The 18803-nt window shown below is 42.4% G+C and carries 23 protein-coding genes; 20 read left to right on the forward strand and 3 right to left on the reverse strand.

Annotated elements, in window-relative coordinates; translation table 11 throughout:
- Positions 1-23: 23 nt before the first annotated feature.
- Positions 24-350 carry a hypothetical protein gene (locus AS030_RS00185; RefSeq protein ID WP_061967061.1) on the reverse strand — a complete coding sequence of 109 codons (327 nt, stop codon included), beginning with the start codon at positions 348-350 and terminating at the stop codon, positions 24-26.
- Between the two features lie 189 nt (positions 351-539).
- Here AS030_RS00185 and AS030_RS00190 point away from each other — a divergent pair, with 189 nt between their 5' ends.
- From AS030_RS00190 to AS030_RS00245, 12 genes are all read left to right on the forward strand, one after another.
- Positions 540-773 (forward strand): DUF2642 domain-containing protein, encoded by a 234-nt coding sequence (locus AS030_RS00190; RefSeq protein ID WP_061967063.1) that lies wholly within the window; start codon positions 540-542, stop codon positions 771-773.
- A gap of 163 nt (positions 774-936) precedes the next feature.
- Positions 937-2202 carry a cation:dicarboxylate symporter family transporter gene (locus tag AS030_RS00195; protein WP_061967065.1) on the forward strand — a complete coding sequence of 422 codons (1266 nt, stop codon included), beginning with the start codon at positions 937-939 and terminating at the stop codon, positions 2200-2202.
- Positions 2203-2334: 132 nt separating this feature from the next.
- A complete protein-coding gene (locus tag AS030_RS00200) occupies positions 2335-3216 on the forward strand; it encodes a YitT family protein (RefSeq protein ID WP_061967068.1) in 882 nt (293 codons plus the stop codon).
- A 111-nt stretch (positions 3217-3327) separates the two neighbouring features.
- On the forward strand, positions 3328-4695 hold the full coding sequence (locus tag AS030_RS00205) for a TrkH family potassium uptake protein (protein ID WP_061967071.1): 1368 nt from the start codon (positions 3328-3330) through the stop codon (positions 4693-4695).
- A gap of 141 nt (positions 4696-4836) precedes the next feature.
- Complete coding sequence (locus AS030_RS00210) at positions 4837-5757, forward strand: PhzF family phenazine biosynthesis protein (RefSeq protein ID WP_061967074.1); 921 nt, start codon at positions 4837-4839, stop codon at positions 5755-5757.
- A gap of 159 nt (positions 5758-5916) precedes the next feature.
- The gene (locus AS030_RS00215; RefSeq protein WP_061967077.1) at positions 5917-6465 is read left to right on the forward strand and encodes a Chromate resistance protein ChrB; all 549 of its coding nucleotides are present in this window, start codon (positions 5917-5919) and stop codon (positions 6463-6465) included.
- Positions 6462-7181 carry a polysaccharide deacetylase family protein gene (locus AS030_RS00220; RefSeq protein ID WP_061967080.1) on the forward strand — a complete coding sequence of 240 codons (720 nt, stop codon included), beginning with the start codon at positions 6462-6464 and terminating at the stop codon, positions 7179-7181. The genes AS030_RS00215 and AS030_RS00220 overlap by 4 nt, the downstream gene beginning before the upstream one ends.
- A gap of 1 nt (position 7182) precedes the next feature.
- Positions 7183-7761 carry a DedA family protein gene (locus AS030_RS00225; RefSeq protein ID WP_061967082.1) on the forward strand — a complete coding sequence of 193 codons (579 nt, stop codon included), beginning with the start codon at positions 7183-7185 and terminating at the stop codon, positions 7759-7761.
- A gap of 23 nt (positions 7762-7784) precedes the next feature.
- Complete coding sequence (locus AS030_RS00230) at positions 7785-8912, forward strand: MGDG synthase family glycosyltransferase (RefSeq protein WP_061967085.1); 1128 nt, start codon at positions 7785-7787, stop codon at positions 8910-8912.
- A 30-nt stretch (positions 8913-8942) separates the two neighbouring features.
- Positions 8943-9899 carry a magnesium/cobalt transporter CorA gene (gene corA / locus AS030_RS00235; RefSeq protein ID WP_061967087.1) on the forward strand — a complete coding sequence of 319 codons (957 nt, stop codon included), beginning with the start codon at positions 8943-8945 and terminating at the stop codon, positions 9897-9899.
- A gap of 49 nt (positions 9900-9948) precedes the next feature.
- Positions 9949-10668 carry a DedA family protein gene (locus tag AS030_RS00240; RefSeq protein ID WP_061967088.1) on the forward strand — a complete coding sequence of 240 codons (720 nt, stop codon included), beginning with the start codon at positions 9949-9951 and terminating at the stop codon, positions 10666-10668.
- Positions 10669-10736: 68 nt separating this feature from the next.
- Positions 10737-11789: a hypothetical protein gene (locus tag AS030_RS00245; RefSeq protein ID WP_061967089.1), complete on the forward strand. Its 1053-nt coding sequence runs from the start codon at positions 10737-10739 to the stop codon at positions 11787-11789.
- A gap of 44 nt (positions 11790-11833) precedes the next feature.
- Here the strand turns inward: AS030_RS00245 and AS030_RS24485 are convergent, their stop codons facing one another.
- Positions 11834-11956, reverse strand: coding sequence for a hypothetical protein (locus AS030_RS24485; protein ID WP_276203817.1), 123 nt, complete (start codon positions 11954-11956; stop codon positions 11834-11836).
- A gap of 115 nt (positions 11957-12071) precedes the next feature.
- Positions 12072-12779: a DUF421 domain-containing protein gene (locus AS030_RS00250; RefSeq protein ID WP_061967090.1), complete on the reverse strand. Its 708-nt coding sequence runs from the start codon at positions 12777-12779 to the stop codon at positions 12072-12074.
- A 144-nt stretch (positions 12780-12923) separates the two neighbouring features.
- Between AS030_RS00250 and AS030_RS00255 the strand changes: the two genes are divergently transcribed.
- The 8 genes from AS030_RS00255 (at position 12924) to AS030_RS00290 (ending at position 18796) form a co-directional block, all read left to right on the forward strand.
- The gene (locus AS030_RS00255) at positions 12924-14342 is read left to right on the forward strand and encodes a SpoVR family protein (protein ID WP_061967092.1); all 1419 of its coding nucleotides are present in this window, start codon (positions 12924-12926) and stop codon (positions 14340-14342) included.
- A 475-nt stretch (positions 14343-14817) separates the two neighbouring features.
- Entirely contained in the window at positions 14818-15078 is a 261-nt protein-coding gene (locus AS030_RS00260; protein ID WP_061967095.1) for a metal-sensitive transcriptional regulator, read from the forward strand.
- A gap of 107 nt (positions 15079-15185) precedes the next feature.
- Positions 15186-15668, forward strand: a complete 483-nt coding sequence (locus AS030_RS00265; protein ID WP_061967098.1) for a DsrE/DsrF/DrsH-like family protein — start codon at positions 15186-15188, stop codon at positions 15666-15668.
- Positions 15669-15685: 17 nt separating this feature from the next.
- Complete coding sequence (locus AS030_RS00270; RefSeq protein ID WP_061967100.1) at positions 15686-15979, forward strand: rhodanese-like domain-containing protein; 294 nt, start codon at positions 15686-15688, stop codon at positions 15977-15979.
- A gap of 50 nt (positions 15980-16029) precedes the next feature.
- Entirely contained in the window at positions 16030-16608 is a 579-nt protein-coding gene (locus AS030_RS00275; RefSeq protein WP_061967102.1) for a sulfurtransferase TusA family protein, read from the forward strand.
- 3 nt (positions 16609-16611) lie between these two features.
- Positions 16612-17739 (forward strand): MBL fold metallo-hydrolase, encoded by a 1128-nt coding sequence (locus AS030_RS00280; RefSeq protein ID WP_061967104.1) that lies wholly within the window; start codon positions 16612-16614, stop codon positions 17737-17739.
- 16 nt (positions 17740-17755) lie between these two features.
- On the forward strand, positions 17756-17983 hold the full coding sequence (locus tag AS030_RS00285; RefSeq protein WP_061967107.1) for a sulfurtransferase TusA family protein: 228 nt from the start codon (positions 17756-17758) through the stop codon (positions 17981-17983).
- 30 nt (positions 17984-18013) lie between these two features.
- The gene (locus tag AS030_RS00290; RefSeq protein ID WP_061971362.1) at positions 18014-18796 is read left to right on the forward strand and encodes a sulfite exporter TauE/SafE family protein; all 783 of its coding nucleotides are present in this window, start codon (positions 18014-18016) and stop codon (positions 18794-18796) included.
- Positions 18797-18803: the final 7 nt, after the last annotated feature.

The raw sequence follows: 18803 nt of genomic DNA on the forward strand, positions 1-18803 counted from the left end.
CACTTCATTAAAGACGATAATATTTATGCCTTTTTTAGAAGGTCACTGATTTCACCTGAGCTTACCGATTCTATATCGAATTGATTTTTTAACGTGTCCAGTTGATTCATTCTTTCTTCAAATTCCTCTTCTTCATCTTCCATATACCGTTTGGAGAAGTAAAGGGAGTCATTTTCTGCTTTCAGAAGAAGTTTGATCTCGAGCTCCAGAGGCTGTTTTCCTGAATCTTCATCACTGAACAGGATACCGCCTGGTGAGGTTTCTCTCTGACTCAGATACATCTTCCCATGAGCTGATTGGTGAGCATTGGAGAATTCCAGGACCTCTTCGAACGATTCAGCATTTCGCATATGAACGTCATCCCTTCTTTTGAGTTATCTTATTACAGGTTTCCCTGTGCGTTTTAATTTAAACAACCGTTTAATTTTAAAATATCAGCTTAAGACCATGATGATTGTCCACACCAAAACCAGTGGATTTGCATTAACTATTAGTAACATCGGTTGTGCTTTTAATCGATGATGAAAGGAGAGTAATTCATGGGTTTTGGTTTTGATGGCGGATGCTTTGGCGGCCGCCGGGGAGATACGTTTAGAAGAGAAGCGTGTGCGCTGATTAACGAACGTGTACAAGTAGATACCGTAAACCAGACATTCCGTGGCCGATTGGTAGAAGTAGGCCGCGATGTCATCGTACTGCGTGTTCGAAAAAACAACTGTACGTTCCGTGTCGTCATCCGCATATGCGAGATTGTAGCGATTTTCCCGATTTAACAAGTCTTTTATCAGTACTAAACATCCCGTTAAGGGGTGTTTTTTTTATCTTTTATACTTAAAAAATCAAGTTAGCAATTATTTACTTTGACAAGTAAATTACCTTGAATATAAAATGGTAGTATGATGTGTTAACGATTACAACAAAGAGGTGAGATACAACATGAGAAGAATTGGACTAGCTTGGCAGATTCTTATCGGTTTGATTCTGGGTATTGCGGTCGGTGCGATTTTTTACGGCAGCGATGATGTTGCAAAATTTTTGCAGCCAATAGGTGATATCTTTATCAGGCTAATTAAAATGATTGTTATTCCTATCGTGGTTTCCAGTTTGATTGTCGGTGTAGCCGGTGTTGGCGACATGAAAAAGCTGGGTAAACTCGGCGGCAAAACAATTCTTTATTTTGAGATTATTACGACCATCGCAATTGCGGTTGGTTTGCTTGCTGCAAATATCTTTCAGCCAGGTGCGGGAGTAGACCGTTCTGGACTGGAAAAAACAGACATCGGAAGTTATGTAGACACGGCAAAAACAGCCGGAGAACATGGATTTGCGGAAACCTTTGTAAATATTGTCCCTTCAAACCTCTTCCAATCCCTGATGAACGGCGACATGCTTGCGATTATCTTTTTCTCTGTAATCTTCGGGCTTGGAGTAGCGGCTATTGGAGAGAAAGGTGAGCCCGTTCTTAAATTCTTCCAGGGAACAGCGGAAGCGATGTTTTATGTGACCAACCAAATTATGAAGTTTGCTCCATTCGGCGTGTTTGCGCTTATTGGTGTGACGGTTTCCAAGTTTGGTTTAACATCCTTGATTCCATTAAGTAAACTGGTGGTACTCGTATACGCCACCATGATCTTCTTTGTGCTTGTAGTACTTGGTCTTGTAGCAAAAATCGCAGGCGTTAATATCTTTAATATTTTCCGTATTTTAAAGGATGAACTTATTCTTGCCTATTCCACTTCAAGTTCGGAAACGGTTCTCCCAAAACTGATGGAAAAAATGGAGAAGTTCGGCTGTCCAAAGGCGATTGCATCCTTTGTTATTCCGACAGGCTATTCGTTTAACCTGGATGGCTCGACCTTGTATCAGGCACTTGCCGCACTGTTTATCGCCCAGATGTACGGAATCGATATGCCGATTTCTTCCCAGATCACCCTCCTTCTCGTATTGATGGTGACATCTAAAGGGATTGCAGGTGTTCCTGGAGTATCGTTTGTTGTACTCCTTGCCACATTGGGTTCAGTCGGGATTCCGGTTGAAGGATTGGCGTTCATCGCAGGAATCGACCGTATTCTGGATATGGCACGAACAGCTGTTAACGTGGTTGGTAATTCTCTGGCGGCAATTATCATGTCCAAGTGGGAAGGCCAGTTTGATGAATCCAAAGCACAATCCTATATTGATGAAGTGAAACAAGCATCATAAAGAAGAAGCTCCTGTACCGTACAGGGGCTTTTTTTATTTGGCATACAGGCATATTGATTAAGATAGTGGTAAAAAACTGTTATAATTAAGATATACCATAAGAGAAACTTATAATTAAGAGGGGGAGTGCTTTTGGAAGCTTTACAGCAGCAGGATGCTCATAAACGAATTACCAAGACAAATCTTTTAAAGAGAGTGGTTTTTATCGCATTAGGGGCTGCATTGGTAGCCACAGGACTTGAAATTTTCCTCGTTCCCAACCAGATCATTGACGGCGGAATCGTCGGCATATCCATTATTCTTTCCCATTTAACCCATTGGAAACTTGGTCTTTTTCTTATCGTTCTTAATATTCCTTTCTTTTTCTTTGGATATAAACAGATAGGTAAAACCTTTGCCCTTTCCACGTTGTTTGGAGTCACTATCATGTCCATTGGGACAGCCGTTCTGCATCCCGTTCCTGTACTCACCGATGATCCATTATTGGCCGCTGTATTTGGGGGAATTATCCTTGGTGTTGGAGTCGGAATGGTCATTCGGTATGGAGGATCACTTGACGGAACCGAAGTGATGGCCATACTCTTTAATACGAAAACCCCGTTTTCAGTCGGTGAAGTGGTTATGTTTTTTAACATTTTCATTCTGGGCAGTGCCGGTTTTGTTTTCGGCTGGGACCGTGCCATGTATTCATTAATCGCCTACTATATTGCTTTTAAGGTGATTGATATTACGCTGGACGGATTTGATCAATCCAAATCGGTTTGGATTATCAGTGATGAACATACGAGAATCGGTGAAGCATTGCTTGCACGTCTCGGACGTGGGGTCACCTACCTGAACGGAGAAGGTGCCTATTCCAGAGACGAGAAAAAAGTCATTTTTACAGTCATCACCAGGCTGGAAGAAGCCAAGCTCAAAAATATCGTTGATGACATTGATCCTACTGCCTTTTTAGCAGTCGGTAACATTCATGATGTAAAAGGCGGCAGATTTAAAAAGAAAAACATCCACTGAATGATGAGTGGAAAACAGCCCTTGAATTATTGCCCGGCATAGGGTAGATTTATCCTTGTTTTGGGTATAGTTTAAGAAAGTATAGTTGATATAGACAGGGTTGTGAGAAGATTGCTCGGAGTAAAAAGAAAAGGGGATAAAAAAGCGTTATTTTTAACGTCTGTTCAAATTATTGTTCTTTTTTACCTCATATCTGTAGTGGTTGCAACTGGAGTTTTAAGTCTGCCGGCATTTCACAATCCCGGTGTTTCATTAAGTTTTATTGATGCGCTGTTTACCGCAGTCAGTGCGGTCAGTGTTACAGGCCTTTCTGTTGTAACGATTCACGAGACATTTAATACCAGTGGTGTTGTTGCTTTGGCCATCATCGTTCAAATTGGCGGTGTAGGGGTGATGACCCTCGGGACGGCTTTATGGATTTTGCTCGGAAAGAAAATTGGCATGCGCGAGCGTCAATTGATCATGACGGACCAGAACCAGTCCACATTGGCTGGTATTGTTAATTTGATGAGGCAGATCCTTGGCCTTATTATCATTATTGAGTTCATCGGTATGGTCCTATTTACATTTCTTTTTCTTAAATATTATCCGACCTGGCAGGAGGCTGCCTATCATGGGTTCTTTGCTTCTGTTACGGCTACAACCAATGCAGGTTTCGACCTGACAGGACAATCACTAATCCCATTCAGGCATGATTACCTGATCCAGGTATTGACAATGATTTTGATTATTACCGGGGCGATAGGGTTTCCGGTGCTCATTGAAGTGAAAAACTTTATTGCGGAACGGAAATACAAAGAGCGGTACACGTTTACACTGTTCACGAAAGTAACCACCCTTACGTTTTTAATTCTTGTTGTGCTTGGAACCGTAGGAATTTATGCTTTTGAATCCCACCGGTTCCTGGCGGATAAAACATGGCATGAAACCTTTTTTTATTCACTTTTTCAATCGGTTACCACACGGAGCGGCGGGCTTTCCACTATGGACATGAACCACTTTTCCGTGCCCACCAATCTTTTTCTAAGCGCCATGATGTTTATCGGTGCGTCGCCGAGCAGTGTGGGTGGCGGGGTTCGGACAACAACGATTGCCGTTGCCTTTCTCGCCATATTGTTTTATGCAAAAGGACGCAATACGATTAAAGTTTTCAAGCGTGAAGTGCTTACCGAAGATATTCAAAAGGCTTTTATCGTGCTTATCGTTGCATTTATGCTGTGCAGTATCGCTTCTTTAATAATGGCGGTTACCGATCCGATGCCAATCGAGAAGATTGTATTTGAAGTGTGTTCCGCGTTTGGAACAACCGGTTTAAGCCTGGGGATCACCCCGCATTTAAGCACAGGCGGCAAAGTGGTGCTGATGGTGCTTATGTTTATCGGAAGGATTGGAATTCTTTCCTTCTTATTCATCATTCGCGGACGTGTCGTCATTGAACATTTTCATTATCCAAAAGAAAAAATTATTATTGGGCAATAGCCTGAGCAACCTGAAGAAGACCTATATGTACGGGGGTCTTCTTTTTTTTATATGGCCTTTTTAGCATTCCTTTTCTACGGATTTGATTAATCTTCAAAGCCGCCATAAGATAAAGCTAAGAAGATGTTGAGGAGGAATAAAATGAAATCGTTAACTTATACCCTTTTAGATGTTTTCACCAATAAACCATTCAGCGGAAATCAATTGGCTGTTTTTCAGGACAACGTTCAACTATCAACTGAATGGATGCAAAAAATTGCCAGGGAATTGAATCTTTCGGAAACGGTTTTTGTTCAATCACCGGACAATCGCAAAAATAATAAAAAGCTGCGCATTTTTACTCCAGAGATGGAATTGCCAATGGCAGGGCACCCTACTTTAGGGGCTGCATTTCTGCTCGCACAAAAAGGGTGGATTGCTACTTCAGAGGGCAGGAATGAATGGATCTTTGAAGAGGGAGTCGGCGATATTTCAGTCACAGTGCATAAAGGGAGCGGTGATGATCTCAGGATTGAGATGAATCAGCCCATGCCGCAATTCGGCCCATCCTTTCAAGAGCGCGAGTTGGCGGCGACCTTACTGTCTCTTTCCCCGGAAGACCTGGATGTGGACCTTCCCATTCAAACGGTATCCACAGGGGTCCCTTTCTTGTTTATTCCTGTTCAATCCCTTGAGGCAATGAAAAGCATTAATTTCAGAATGGATATTTGGGAGAAGGATTTTAGCCATAACCCGTCAACCAGGCATATTTTTGCCTTCACAGCTGAAACAGAAGAGGAAGAATCAACGGTTCACAGCAGAATGTTTGCACCGGCAATGGGAATACCGGAAGACCCGGCTACCGGGGCAGCAAGCGGCCCATTAGGTGCCTATATCGTTGAACATATGAACATTGTGCAGGGGCATGAAGGGATATATCAACTGCGAAGTGAACAGGGCTTTGAGATGGGAAGACGCAGCCTGATTGATATCACCATTCAGAAAGACGCGGAATATAAAGAAGTAATAATTGGCGGGAAAAGTGTCATTGTCGGTTCAGGAGAACTTTTTCTTGACCTTTAATAGGTGGTTTAAGGCACCGGTTCTAAACCGGGCCTTTTTTTGTCCGGGGAAAAATAACAAAAACCACCCATAAACGAAACAACTGTTACGTAATAGGTTGAAACAATTGTTATTTGTGTTATTATGTCTACATGATATGGATGATAAGGTGGGAGTTTAATGGAAGAAAGCAGGAAGTGGTATTTGTTTTCTTATAAAGTCCCTGTGGAGCCTTCCACACTTAGAGTGAGGATATGGAGAAATTTGAAAGCACTTGGAGTGCTTTATATACAGCAGTCTGTTTGTCTTGTCCCGAAAGTGGGGGACATAGGGAATAAGCTGACCAAACTGCATACCCTGATTAAGGACCATGGCGGTGAATCCTTTATGATGGAGATCCTGAAGTTCTCCGATTACTCCGAGGAGGAACTCATTAAAATGTTTAATGAGCAGAGATCAAAAGAGTACCATGATTGGCTGGAGAGCTGCAGACACTTTGGGCAGGATATGGATAGGGAAGCAGCAAACAGCTCTGCCTATTATAATATTGATGAAAGCGAAATGGAGCTTATGCGGTTAAAAAGGCAGCTCAGAAAAATATTAAAAAGAGATTACTTTAATTATGAATTATCCTTTCATGCCAAAGCGTGCTTGAAACAGTGCGAGGAAAACCTTTATTCGCTGGCGGAAGCTGAATATAAGTTAGAAGGAGTACAAAAAGGGAAATGATAATTCTATACTGCGTTTGTACGGTTGTACTTCTTTTTCTGTTGTATGGCATCATCCCTACCATCTTCATCAGGCTGTTTGCAGTTCGCATTATTAAAAATGGGCCAACGGAAAGAAAAGAATTTTTTCTTACATTTGATGATGGCCCCCATCCGGTGTATACGCCGCAACTGTTGGACCTGTTAAAGTCGTATAATGTACCGGCCGCATTTTTCATAGTCGGTGAACGGGCCGAAAGGGAACCAGAGCTCCTAAAAAGGATGAGTAATGAAGGACACACTGTGGGTATTCATCATCAAACCCATTCGAACAGCTGGCTTTTAACACCAGGTAAACTAAAAAAAGAAATCAGCAGATGTGCCACTGTTATTCAACAAGCGACAGGAAAAAAAGCCGATTTTTACCGCCCGCCGTGGGGAAGGTTTAACTTGTTTTCACTTCTGCTCGCAAGAGAGTATCAAATAATCATGTGGTCCTCGATCACCGGAGACTGGAAGGCCGGTCAGGGAAAGGACAAGTTGGCCGCAAAGTTAAAGAAAAGCCTGCACAGCGGATGTATTTATTTGCTTCACGATAACGGTGAAAACCCTGGTGCGGATGATGAAGCACCTTCTGTCATGCTTGAAGCTCTGCGGGGTTTTCTGGAATATGCCCAAAGACAAGGATATATCGGAATGCCTTTGGAAGAACTAAAGAATACAAACAAACGAGGTTAATATGAGTTTAGATACCGTTATTTCCTATTTGCAAAACTACGGTCATTGGATCATTTTACTGGTTTTATTTTGCGGGATTACCGGCATCCCTGCTCCTGAAGAATCATTTTTGTTTTTGGTCGGTGTACTGGTTGCGAAAGGACATTTGGAGTTTGGTACGAGCTTTCTTTATGCATTTATGGGTACCGTTGCGGGTATGTTTGCCTCTTATTGGCTCGGCCGCAAACTGGGGCTGCCGTTTATTGAGCGATACGGAAAATTTATCAAAATAACACCGGATAGATGGAAAGCTGTGGAGAAAAGGTTTCATGAACACGCCATTACGACCCTTTTGTTCGGTTTTTACCTTCCCGGCCTCCGTCAGCTGGCGCCATATATTGCAGGAATCAGCACGTATTCTTTTTTGCGCTATGTACTGCTTTCGTTTCTTGGGAGCGGTATGTGGACGGCCGCTTTTATCAGCATCGGCTATTTCTTTGGAGACCAAGTCAAGTTATCCTACTTGCCGTGGATTGCCGCAGCAGCTTTGCTGTTATTCGTGCTGACTGTATTCAGAAAGAAATTTACAAACAGGGCTTAAAAGGTTTGTAAGGAGGATTTGCCATGAAGAAAATCTTGTTTTTACCTTTATTTCAAATGCCTTCTGGTCATCATCAGGTTGCTGATGCATTAATGTCTTCCATTGAGCAAAGCAGTGATGAACAGGTGGTTTGCAAAAAAATCGACTTTCTCAGCTACTGGAATAAGCCGCTGGAAAAAGTCATATCAACTACGTATTTAAAATGGATTCATATGATGCCAAGGACCTATGACTGGATCTATCATCATGTGATGTATTCCCCGGCAAAAAAAAGATTAATGCCTCCTCATCAACTGCTTTTGTTTGAGCATAAAATGCTGCGCATGCTGAAGGAGGAAAAGCCGAATGTCATTGTATGTACGCATTGTTTTCCCTCAGCCGTCATCAGCCGGCTTAAAAAACGGGGGTTGATCGACATTCCTGTTGTGAATGTGTACACGGATTTCTTTATCAATGATATTTGGGGAAAAAGAGGGATCGATTATCATTTGGTCAGCGATGTATCCATGAAAAAAGAGCTGATAAACAGACACCAAATTCACAGCAAGCAGATTATTATTACTGGAATTCCGGTGAATGAGGACATCAGAGCTTATTTTTCCGGGAAACCCGCCTTGAAGAAGCATATCTTAATCTCAGGAGGAAGCATTGGGCTTGGAAAGATCAAAGGCTTCTTAAAACAGATTAAACCAGGTTCCAATTACCGCTATACGGTCCTCTGCGGTAAAAACCAGAAGCTGTATAAAGAACTTACTTCATGGGATCATCCGAATATTAAACCGAGAGGATATATTTCCACGAGGTCTGAAATGAACCATCTGTACGAACAGGTGGACGCAATTATAACAAAGCCCGGCGGAATCACCATCAGCGAAGCATTAAAGAAACGATTGCCCATTTTTGTCCATTCCGCGTTGCCGGGACAGGAACAGATTAATTTAAAAAAGCTCATCAGAGAAAAACTGATCATTAAGCTGAATGAGGATATGCCTCTGGAGGATCAGATCGCCTCTGTACTTGAAAATGAACCTGAAGTGAAAGGACTATTGAACAAAATGAGCTATTTTGAAAATCATCGGGAAAAAAGTGCCTATGAAGTGGTGCTCAGCTTGCTGAATGAGACGCCGATGCTTAAAGTTCAGCCAGTCTAATTCACTTTTAATAAACCGGGGGAAGCATTGATGCTTAGAATAATGGCAGTCACAAAAGATCATGAGCTTATCCTTCACCCGTCTGTTGAAGAGCTGGCGGAGGATCGGATCGAGTGGTATTGGGTCGATTTTATCGATCCGGATGATGAGGAAATTAAGCTGCTCAGCTCATATTTTCATTTTCATCCACTGGCAATTGAAGACTGCCTGCAGTTTCTTCAGCGGCCTAAACTTGAGTATTACCAGGGTTACAGTTTTTTTGTTATGCACGCCCTTCATACCCAGTCTCTTGCTGCCCAAGAAGTTGATCTTTTTATCGGAGAGAAGTTCATCGTTTCTTTTCATTATGACCAACTGGCAGAAATGGACTCTACGTGGAACTACTTTGCAGGGATTGAAAATTTTTCTTCAATTGGACCGATAGAAGTCGGACATAAAATCATGGACAAAATTGTGGATACGTATTTTCCCATTGTCCAGAACATAGAAGATCACCTGCTCGACATTGAAAACAATTATGAAAAAGGAAACAAGCACTCTCTCATTCAACAAACATTTGATGTTCGGAGTGACCTGTTGAAAGTAAGGCGTTCCATTTTTCCCATGCGGGATTTAATGTACCGGACATTGGAATCTAAACGGTTGATTATCAATGAAAATAAAAAAGCGTATTTTCATGATATTTATGACCATCTCATAAAATTAAGTGAGATGATCGATTCCAACCGGGAAATGACCTCGGATATCCGTGATAATTATATATCACTTAATTCCTATAAAATGAATAACATTATGAAAACCCTCACGGTCATTACTACGATCTTTATGCCGTTAACATTTATTGCAGGTATTTACGGAATGAATTTTCAGTATATGCCAGAATTGAAGTGGCGTGAGGGTTATTTTTTTGTGCTGGGATGTATGCTGGTTCTCGGACTGAGCATGTATTTCTGGTTTAGGAAAAAAGGATGGTTTGATCAGGACTGACCACAGGAAGCTTAAATAAAAAAATTTACAAATAAATACGGGCAAACGGGTGACCCAAACAGGCAAAAAGGGTACAGAAGATAAAAGAAAAAGGCCGGAGCTTCATGAAAATGGCCAACAGCCTGCAGGAAGGAAGGCAGAGACGATGGATTACGGCTTCTTTTTTCAGTTTTTTCATGATCATGGTTACCTTGGTGTGTTCGTGCTTTCATGGATTGGAATCCTCGGGCTACCCGTGCCCAATGAATTCATTGTAATGGTCAGCGGAATGCTTTCAGATAAAGTTCAACTGAATCCTGCTTTTTCATTCATTGCCACCTATTTGGGTGTTATTTCTGTATTAACATTGAGTTTTATGCTCGGAAGGTATGGCGGTACAGCCATCGTCCAACGGCTTTATCGATTCCGCCGGATCAGAAAGGGGATTCAAAAAGGATCTGGCCTGCTTGACCGTTGGGGAGAGAAAATCCTTGTTTTAAGCTTTTTTATTCCGGGATTAAGGATCTTGATGCCCTTTATTGTTGGCAGCAACCGAATGCCCTATGCCCGATTCGCTTTACTTATTTATCCGGCCGGTTTCCTCTGGGCAGTTTTTTACTTCGCCATTGGAAATCAATATGGCGAACATATTGCCCAGATTCATTCTTATTTTCGATCATACAGCTGGATCTTTCCTTCAGCGGCCATTACCTTTGCTTTAATATGGGCATGGCGCTATGCCAAACAATGTAAAAATCATCTTCCCCGTCTTCATAAGCATTCCAAATAAGACAATTTTGTGAAACGGCTCTTCGCTTTCCAATTATGTTATATAATGGAATTGAAGGAGGCGGTCCGATGAATTTCTCCATCAATAAAAAACGAATCTCGTTTAGTGTGCTGACTGTCCTTATTATTCTTTGCAATTTTTCCGTCTACCGGGTGAATGCCTTCGGTCCATTGCCACAGTATATGGGATGGGCTACTTTGTTCGATTTTTTGATTGTTATTCCTCTTTTAGCCTATCTGTTTATTTTCCGTCGCCAATCGGCGCTGAAGTATCTTCCCCTCGTTATACTTGCTGGTTACTGGCTGGCAGAAATCATTGTTCCCATAAGAAATTCTCCAGATGCCCAGTGGCTCACTAGTTTGATACTTGGAATGGAAGGGATATGGATTGCTGTCGAATTGTTTTTTCTTGTTCCCAAATGGGTCAAAACGACCATTGCCTTCAGGAAGGACAGCGGGCGCACATGCCACTTCCAGCACGATTTCAGAGAAGCATTATCCCGCCAATTTAAACTCACAAGGACGATGGAATGCCTGCTCACTGAATGTGCTTTATTCCGTTATGCGTTCTTCTCTTGGACGAAAAGAGTGCGAAGATCCTCTGCACACCATTTTTCCTATCATAAAAAAACGTCAGCGGTGGCCTTTCGTCTGATGCTCATTCATGCTCTTCTCATTGAGTCGGTTGGATTTCATTACCTTTTGATGCATTGGAGCCATACAGCAGCCATCCTGTTATTGGCTCTGAATCTCTATACCCTTCTATATCTTGTTGCTGATCTTCAAGTGATTCGTACTTGTCCGATTCTCCTGGATGACTACGAGCTGATTTTACAATCGGGACTTGCCCAGGGCCTCAGGGTACAATTCTCAAATATACAGAGCATTGAACACTACAGGGGGCCGGAACACCTTTCTAAAGAAGAGCAGCGGCGTACATTTGACGCTCTTCCTCAGGAATTTTCAAAAGAAAAGCCAGCATTTGAAATGAAATTGAAAACACCGGAAACGGCCAGGCTCCTATACGGCTTCACGAAAAGAGTCGATACGCTGCATGTATCGGTAGATGAGAACAATCTGTTTTTTGAAAGAGTCAAAGAAAAACTGGAGATGCCTACTTAAATCATACGAAAGCCCACCCTGACATGCCGGGTGGGCTGGTTTCATTAAAGGATTGGTTTTTTTGACGGCAAACGGTGCTTTGCCGGTGCTTTCTTTAGGTTGGCATGCCTTATTTCGTTCAGGAGAGCAATTCCAAATATACTAAGTACGCTGCATAAAAAGGTCATTTGTCATTCCTCCTTTTCTCTCAAAACTAATATTGCCTGCTTGGTTGGTTTCTAAACATTTCGTTTCTATTAAATGCCATTACTATATTCGTGATCATTCCTGGCTTTTTGTCTTTTAATTATCCTCACCGGGCTTATAGGAATATGGACCTTTGTCTTCATTATGCGGGTTGTTGGTGTCGATATGGAGCGTTCCGGATTCCGTAATCGTGGCAAGCAGCACATTCTGTACGTCGGCTCCTTTTTGTTTTACCCGTTTTAAAAGCCATTCTCTATCCAGTTTCAAGTATTTGAGGTTATGGTCAATGATTTGGCCGTCCATAATGACCGGAATGGGGATAAATTCTCGTTTTACCTTTATTTTTAAATCACCCGGCTGAACCGGCCGGAAATTGGATTTAGGTATGACGCTGATCTGTCCATTGTCCTCCATGGCACAAAGCGCGATATTCCGGGTATCGGTAAAGCCTTTCACACGCAGCTGGGCAAGGAGCTCATCCATGGGAAGCCGTACCTTTCTTAATCCTGTGCGGTCGATGTCTCCGTTTCGGATGAGAACGGTAGGACTCTCAAATAAAGTCCATCGCAGTTTGTTGTTGAGGGATAGCCACATGAACAGTTTATATAAAAGCATGACGATGAACGTAAACAGCAGGGCTTGCCATACATTGTCCTTTTGCATGGGCTGGCTGATGACATTCCCGATGATCAGAATATAAAGCATATCAAAGCTGTGCATTTGCGACACGGCTTTTTTGCCTGTAATCCGTAAAAAGATATAACCGAATAAAAAAATAAGTAAAGGATTGTAGATGAATGCCATAAGTGTCTCCCCTTCTAAACGTACAACTATTATGGACAGATTGTATCAAGCTAATACTTGACCATAGAAGTTTTCCCCTTTCTTCATGAAATGGCTTTTACCATCATAAATTGAAAGTAAGAGATGATAGAGGAGGGAACAAGCATGTCTTGGGATGAGCAAAATAAAGAGCTCGGAAATGCAATCGCCGAGATTACAGAAATCGCGGATGGATTTGGCCTCGACTTTTACCCGATGCGTTATGAAATCTGCCCAGCGGATATTATTTATACATTTGGCGCGTACGGAATGCCGACTCGTTTTTCTCACTGGAGCTTCGGAAAGCAATTTCACAAAATGAAGCTGCAATATGATCTGGGTTTAAGCAAAATCTATGAACTGGTGATCAACTCGGATCCCTGCTATGCCTTTTTATTGGATACCAACTCCTTAATCCAGAATAAGCTGATTATCGCCCACGTGCTCGCTCACTGCGACTTTTTCAAAAACAATGTCCGTTTTTCCAATACGCGGCGGGATATGGTGGACAGCATGACCGCCACTGCGGAAAGGATTTCCCAGTATGAAATCATTCACGGAAAAAAAGAAGTTGAAGTCTTTCTCGACGCGGTGCTCGCCATTCAGGAACATATCGATCCTTCGATTGTGCGCAACCGGCTGAGCTATAATTTGGAAGATGAAGAACAAGATGAGCCGGTAAAAAAAGAAACTCCCTATGATGATTTATGGAGCATAGATGAGTCAAGAAGCAAACGGAATCAGCCATCTCCAGTGAAAAAGAAGCATTTTCCTCCGCAGCCGGAAAAAGATATTCTGCTGTTTATTGAAGAATATAGCCGCGAGCTGGAAGACTGGCAGCGGGACATTCTTTCCATGATGAGGGAAGAAATGCTTTATTTCTGGCCCCAGCTGGAAACGAAAATCATGAATGAAGGCTGGGCCTCGTATTGGCACGCCAAAATTCTGCAGGAAATGGATCTGACCTCTCATGAAACCATCGAGTTTGCCAAACTGAATGCCGGGGTGGTCCAGCCGTCCAGAACCTCCATCAATCCGTATTACATGGGACTTCAGATTTTTAAAGATATTGAAGAACGGTATAACAACCCCGATGAAGAATTGCTTAGACAGGGGGTAAAGCCTGGATCGGGCCGTGAGAAAATGTTTGAAGTGCGGGAACTGGAATCCGATATGTCGTTTATCCGGAACTATTTAACAAAGGAACTGTGCCAGCGTGAGGATATGTATTTGTTCCAAAAGCAGGGGCGGGACTATAAAATTGTGGACAAAGAATGGGAAGCTGTACGCGATCAGCTTGTGGGCATGAGAGTGAACGGAGGATTTCCGTATTTGACGGTAAATGACGGCGACTATTTGAAGAATGGGGAACTTTACATCAAGCACTCGTACGAGGATATTGAACTGGATGTGAAATACCTTGAAAAGGTCCTTCCTTACATCAATCAGCTATGGGGACGGCCTGTGCACATGGAAACCAAAATTGAAGAAAAGCCTGTGCTTTTTACTTATGACGGAAAAAGCATGCATAGAAAATACCTCTAATCCCATTCTGAAAGCATCACGTTTGACAACGTGATGCTTTTTCTATGGAAAAAATGAATCATGCTTCTTGACAATATACCATAGGGGGTATATTATGTAATGAAAGTCACATTTAAAAGACAGTGTTGCGTAATATGCAGTATTTTTTAAGTGCACTTGTGTTTGCGATTGTATTGGTGCTGATCAGGCGTAGCCAATTAGGAGAATACCATGTGTTGAAATAGATTCGATCTCAAATACTAATGAGAAAATCATTTTGAACATAAGGTCCTACAATACAGCAGATGCCCATAATTTTAACAGACTATACCCATACCTCAACAGGTATTATCACGAGATTCCTTTTACGAAACTTTATCTTATATCAACGAATAGAGCGGAAAGGAACTTAGCGTTGAGGCTTTTAACGTACCAAGTAGCCGGATATATTTATTCTAAATGTCCTTGTAAAAAAGAAGAGAAAGAGGTGTAAATTATGGAATACGATAACCGAGTAAAAAACCGCCTAAAACGGATCGAAGGCCAGATCAAAGGAGTGCTCTCCATGATGGAACAAGGAAAAGACTGCCGGGAAATCGTGACCCAGCTATCTGCGGCAAGAAATGCAATGGACCGTACAATGGGGGTGATTGTAAGTCAAAATCTTGAGCAATGTGTGAGAGAAAACGTTGAAAAAGGAGCTTCCACAGAACATTTGGTGAAGGAAGCGGTAGAGCTGTTAATTAAAAGCAGATAAAAGGTTCGGGTTGACGGGCTTTTTATTTAAGTTGTAATATACCCGTACGGGTATGTGTATTTTTATTTTAATATATACCCCTATGGGTAAAAGGAGACGGTTTAGTTATGTCTGAAGAAAAAAAGAAAACAACGATTGTTTTATTTAGCGGCGATTATGATAAAGCAATGGCAGCGTATATTATTGCAAATGGAGCGGCGGCTTATGATCATGAAGTAACAATCTTTCATACATTTTGGGGATTAAATGCATTACGAAAGGATGAGCCGCTTTCCGTGAAAAAAGGTTTTCTTGAAAAGATGTTCGCCAAAATGATGCCGAGTCATGCTGATAAAATGGGCTTGTCAAAAATGAATTTTGCGGGAATGGGTCCCAAATTGATTAAACATGTGATCAAGAAGCATAACACCATGACATTACCCCAATTGATTGAAATGGCGAAAGAGCAGGATGTAAATCTCATTGCCTGCACAATGACCATGGATTTACTCGGCCTTCAGCAAGAAGAGTTGATGGATGGCATAGATTATGCTGGTGTGGCAGCATATTTGGGGGAAGCATCTGACGGCAACGTAAACCTATTTATTTAAAGGGGGGAGCATGGAACATGAAAGAGATAACACCAAAAGAAATGGAAAGCCTGTTGAAGAAAGAAAATATTCATGTCATTGATGTACGGGAAACAGAAGAAGTAAAGGCCGGAAAAATTCCAGACGCCGTAAATATTCCGTTAGGCTTGCTTGAATTCCGAATGCACGAGCTGGATAAAGCGAAGGAGTATATTATGGTTTGCCGTTCAGGGGGAAGAAGCTTTAAAGCTTCGCAGCTGCTCGAGAACCATGGATTTAAGGTGTTCAATATGGCAGGCGGCATGCTGGAATGGGACGGCCCAACAGAATAAATTTTTTTACAAATGAATATACCCGTGTGGGTATTTAAGGAGGAATAACAATGATTAAATCAAACGTTATGCTGGATGCCAAGGGGCTCGCTTGTCCGATGCCGATCGTCAAAACAAAAAAAGCAATCAATGAATTAGGCGCAGGTGAAGTGATTGAAGTACAGGCAACGGATAAGGGATCGAAAGCTGATATGAAAGCCTGGGCAACGAGCAGTGGCAATCACTATTTAGGCACCATTGAAGAAAACGGAGTTCTGAAACACTATATCCGCAAAGCTACGGCTGAAGAGGAAAAGATAGAAAAGCATCATCCTGATGTGATTTCCAATGAAGAACTATTACTCGAAATGGAACATCAAACGGAAGCTTTTCTTCTGGATGTCAGAGAGTCTGCAGAATATGAATTCGGCCATATACCAGGCGCTGTATCTATACCGCTAGGAGAGTTAAACGACCGTTTAAATGAGCTTAAAACAGATTTAAGTGTTTATGTATATGTCGTTTGCCAGACAGGAAACAGGAGCGATCTTGCTGCACAAAAGCTGACAGAAGCAAGCTTTAAGAACGTCATTAATGTTGTACCGGGAATGAGCGAATGGAAGGGACCAATCACAAAATTGGAGGGATAAGGAATGGCTATTCAAAAAATGACGGCAGCACAGGTAGCAAGCCGTGTCATCAGAAAAAGTAACCTATTTATTTTGGATGTGAGAAATGAAGATACTTTTCAAGATTGGAAAATTGAAGGGGAAGCTTTCCAGTACTTAAATATTCCCTATTTTGATCTGTTGGATGGGGTAGACGATATCTTGGATCTGCTCCCAAAGGATACAGATATTTTGGTGGTTTGTGCCAAAGAAGGATCATCTGTCATGGTGGCAGAAATGCTGTCAGAACAGGGGCTGGATGTTTTCTACCTTAAGGGGGGAATGAAAGCATGGAGCGAGTATTTGAGACCGGTAAAGGTGGGCAGCCTGAAGAATGGCGGTGCATTATACCAGTTTGTCCGCTTAGGAAAAGGCTGCCTGTCTTACCTGATTGAATCTGATGGAGAAGCGATGATCGTGGATCCTGCAAGAATGACTGAACCATACGAGTCGTTTGCGAAGGACAAAGGGATAATGATTAAATATGCAGTTGATACCCATCTTCATGCGGATCATATTTCCGGGGGACGTATGCTTGCAGAAAAAACCGGAAGCACCTACTATCTCCCGCCGAAGGATGCGGACGAAATAACGTTTGCCTACACCCCTCTGGATGATGGCCGAACCATAACCGTCGGCGGCACGTCTATATCTGTGGAGTCCATTCATTCTCCGGGACATACCTCCGGAAGTACCACGCTTCTGATCGACCAAACGTATTTATTAACCGGAGATATCCTGTTTGTAGAATCCATTGGCCGTCCGGACTTGGCGGGAAAAGCAGAAGATTGGGTTGGAGACTTAAGAAACACACTGTATCATAGCTATAGAGACCTTCCGGGCAATCTTACTGTCCTGCCCGCCCACTTTTCAAAAGTTTCAGAGCTTGGGGACCAGGGTGAGGTTAAAGCTGTACTAGGAGATCTGTTTGAAAAGAATGAAGGTCTTCATCTCGATGAGGCTGAATTCAGAAAGGCGGTTACTGAAAATCTTCCTCCGCAACCGAATGCCTATCAGGAAATCCGCAAGACCAACATGGGAAAATTAAGCCCTGACCAAGAGGCACAGCAGGAGATGGAAATCGGTCCGAACCGATGCGCCATTCAGGACTAAAAAGGAGGTAACAATAATGAAATCTGATCAATTACTCGATGCGAAGGGTTTGGCCTGTCCGATGCCCATCGTACGTACAAAAAAGGCAATGGATGCACTCGAATCTGAACAGGTGCTCGAGGTCCATGCTACGGATAAAGGGGCAAAAAGTGACCTTACTGCCTGGGCAAAAGCTGGCGGCCATACGCTGCTGGAAATGAACGAAGACAACGGAGTATTTGTATTCTTTATCCAAAAGAAATAATCGCAGGGAACACGGGGTGAAATGATGGCAATGGATGCAGGTTATCTTTTAACCATATTTGTGATTGGCTTTATTGGCTCTTTTATATCAGGCATGCTTGGTATAGGCGGAGCGATTATTAATTACCCCATTCTTCTGTATGTTCCTCCATTACTCGGGTATGCAGGTTTTGGTGCTCATTATGTTTCAGGAATTGTGGCGGTACAAGTATTCTTTTCCACGCTTGCAGGACTTGTGGCATACAGGAAAGGCGGCTTTATTGATACGAAGCTTCTCATGATCATGGGATTAAGCTCCTTAACAGGCAGTTTCATTGGAGGTTTTGGCTCTCATCTTTTAACTGAAAAAGTTATTAATATTATTTATGGTCTGCTGGCGGTTATTGCTGCTGTTCTTATGCTTTTTCCAAAAAAAGAAGCAGTGGATGATACCAGGTCCGAACTGGTATTTAATAAAAAATTAGCAGGAATCCTCGCACTGACCGTTGGAGTATTTGCTGGAATTGTAGGGGCAGGGGGAGCATTTATTCTCGTACCGATCATGCTGGTCGTGCTGAAGCTGCCAACAAGGGTGACCATCGCCACCTCACTGGGAATCACCTTTCTTTCGTCCATCGGTTCCTTGATTGGGAAAGCAGCAACAGGACAAATTCTGTACCATCCTGCCGTTCTTATGCTGATCGTCAGTCTGATTGCAGCTCCTCTCGGAGTAAAAGTCGGAAAAAAGATCAGTACAAAAGTGCTCCAGTCCACTTTGGCCATCTTGATTGCCGGAACGGCGGTCAAAATATGGCTGGATATTTTTATGCATTAGAAGGAAA

It is taken from the genome of Fictibacillus enclensis (assembly GCF_001457035.1).
GTDB classification, from domain to species: Bacteria; Bacillota; Bacilli; order Bacillales; family Fictibacillaceae; genus Fictibacillus_C; species Fictibacillus_C enclensis.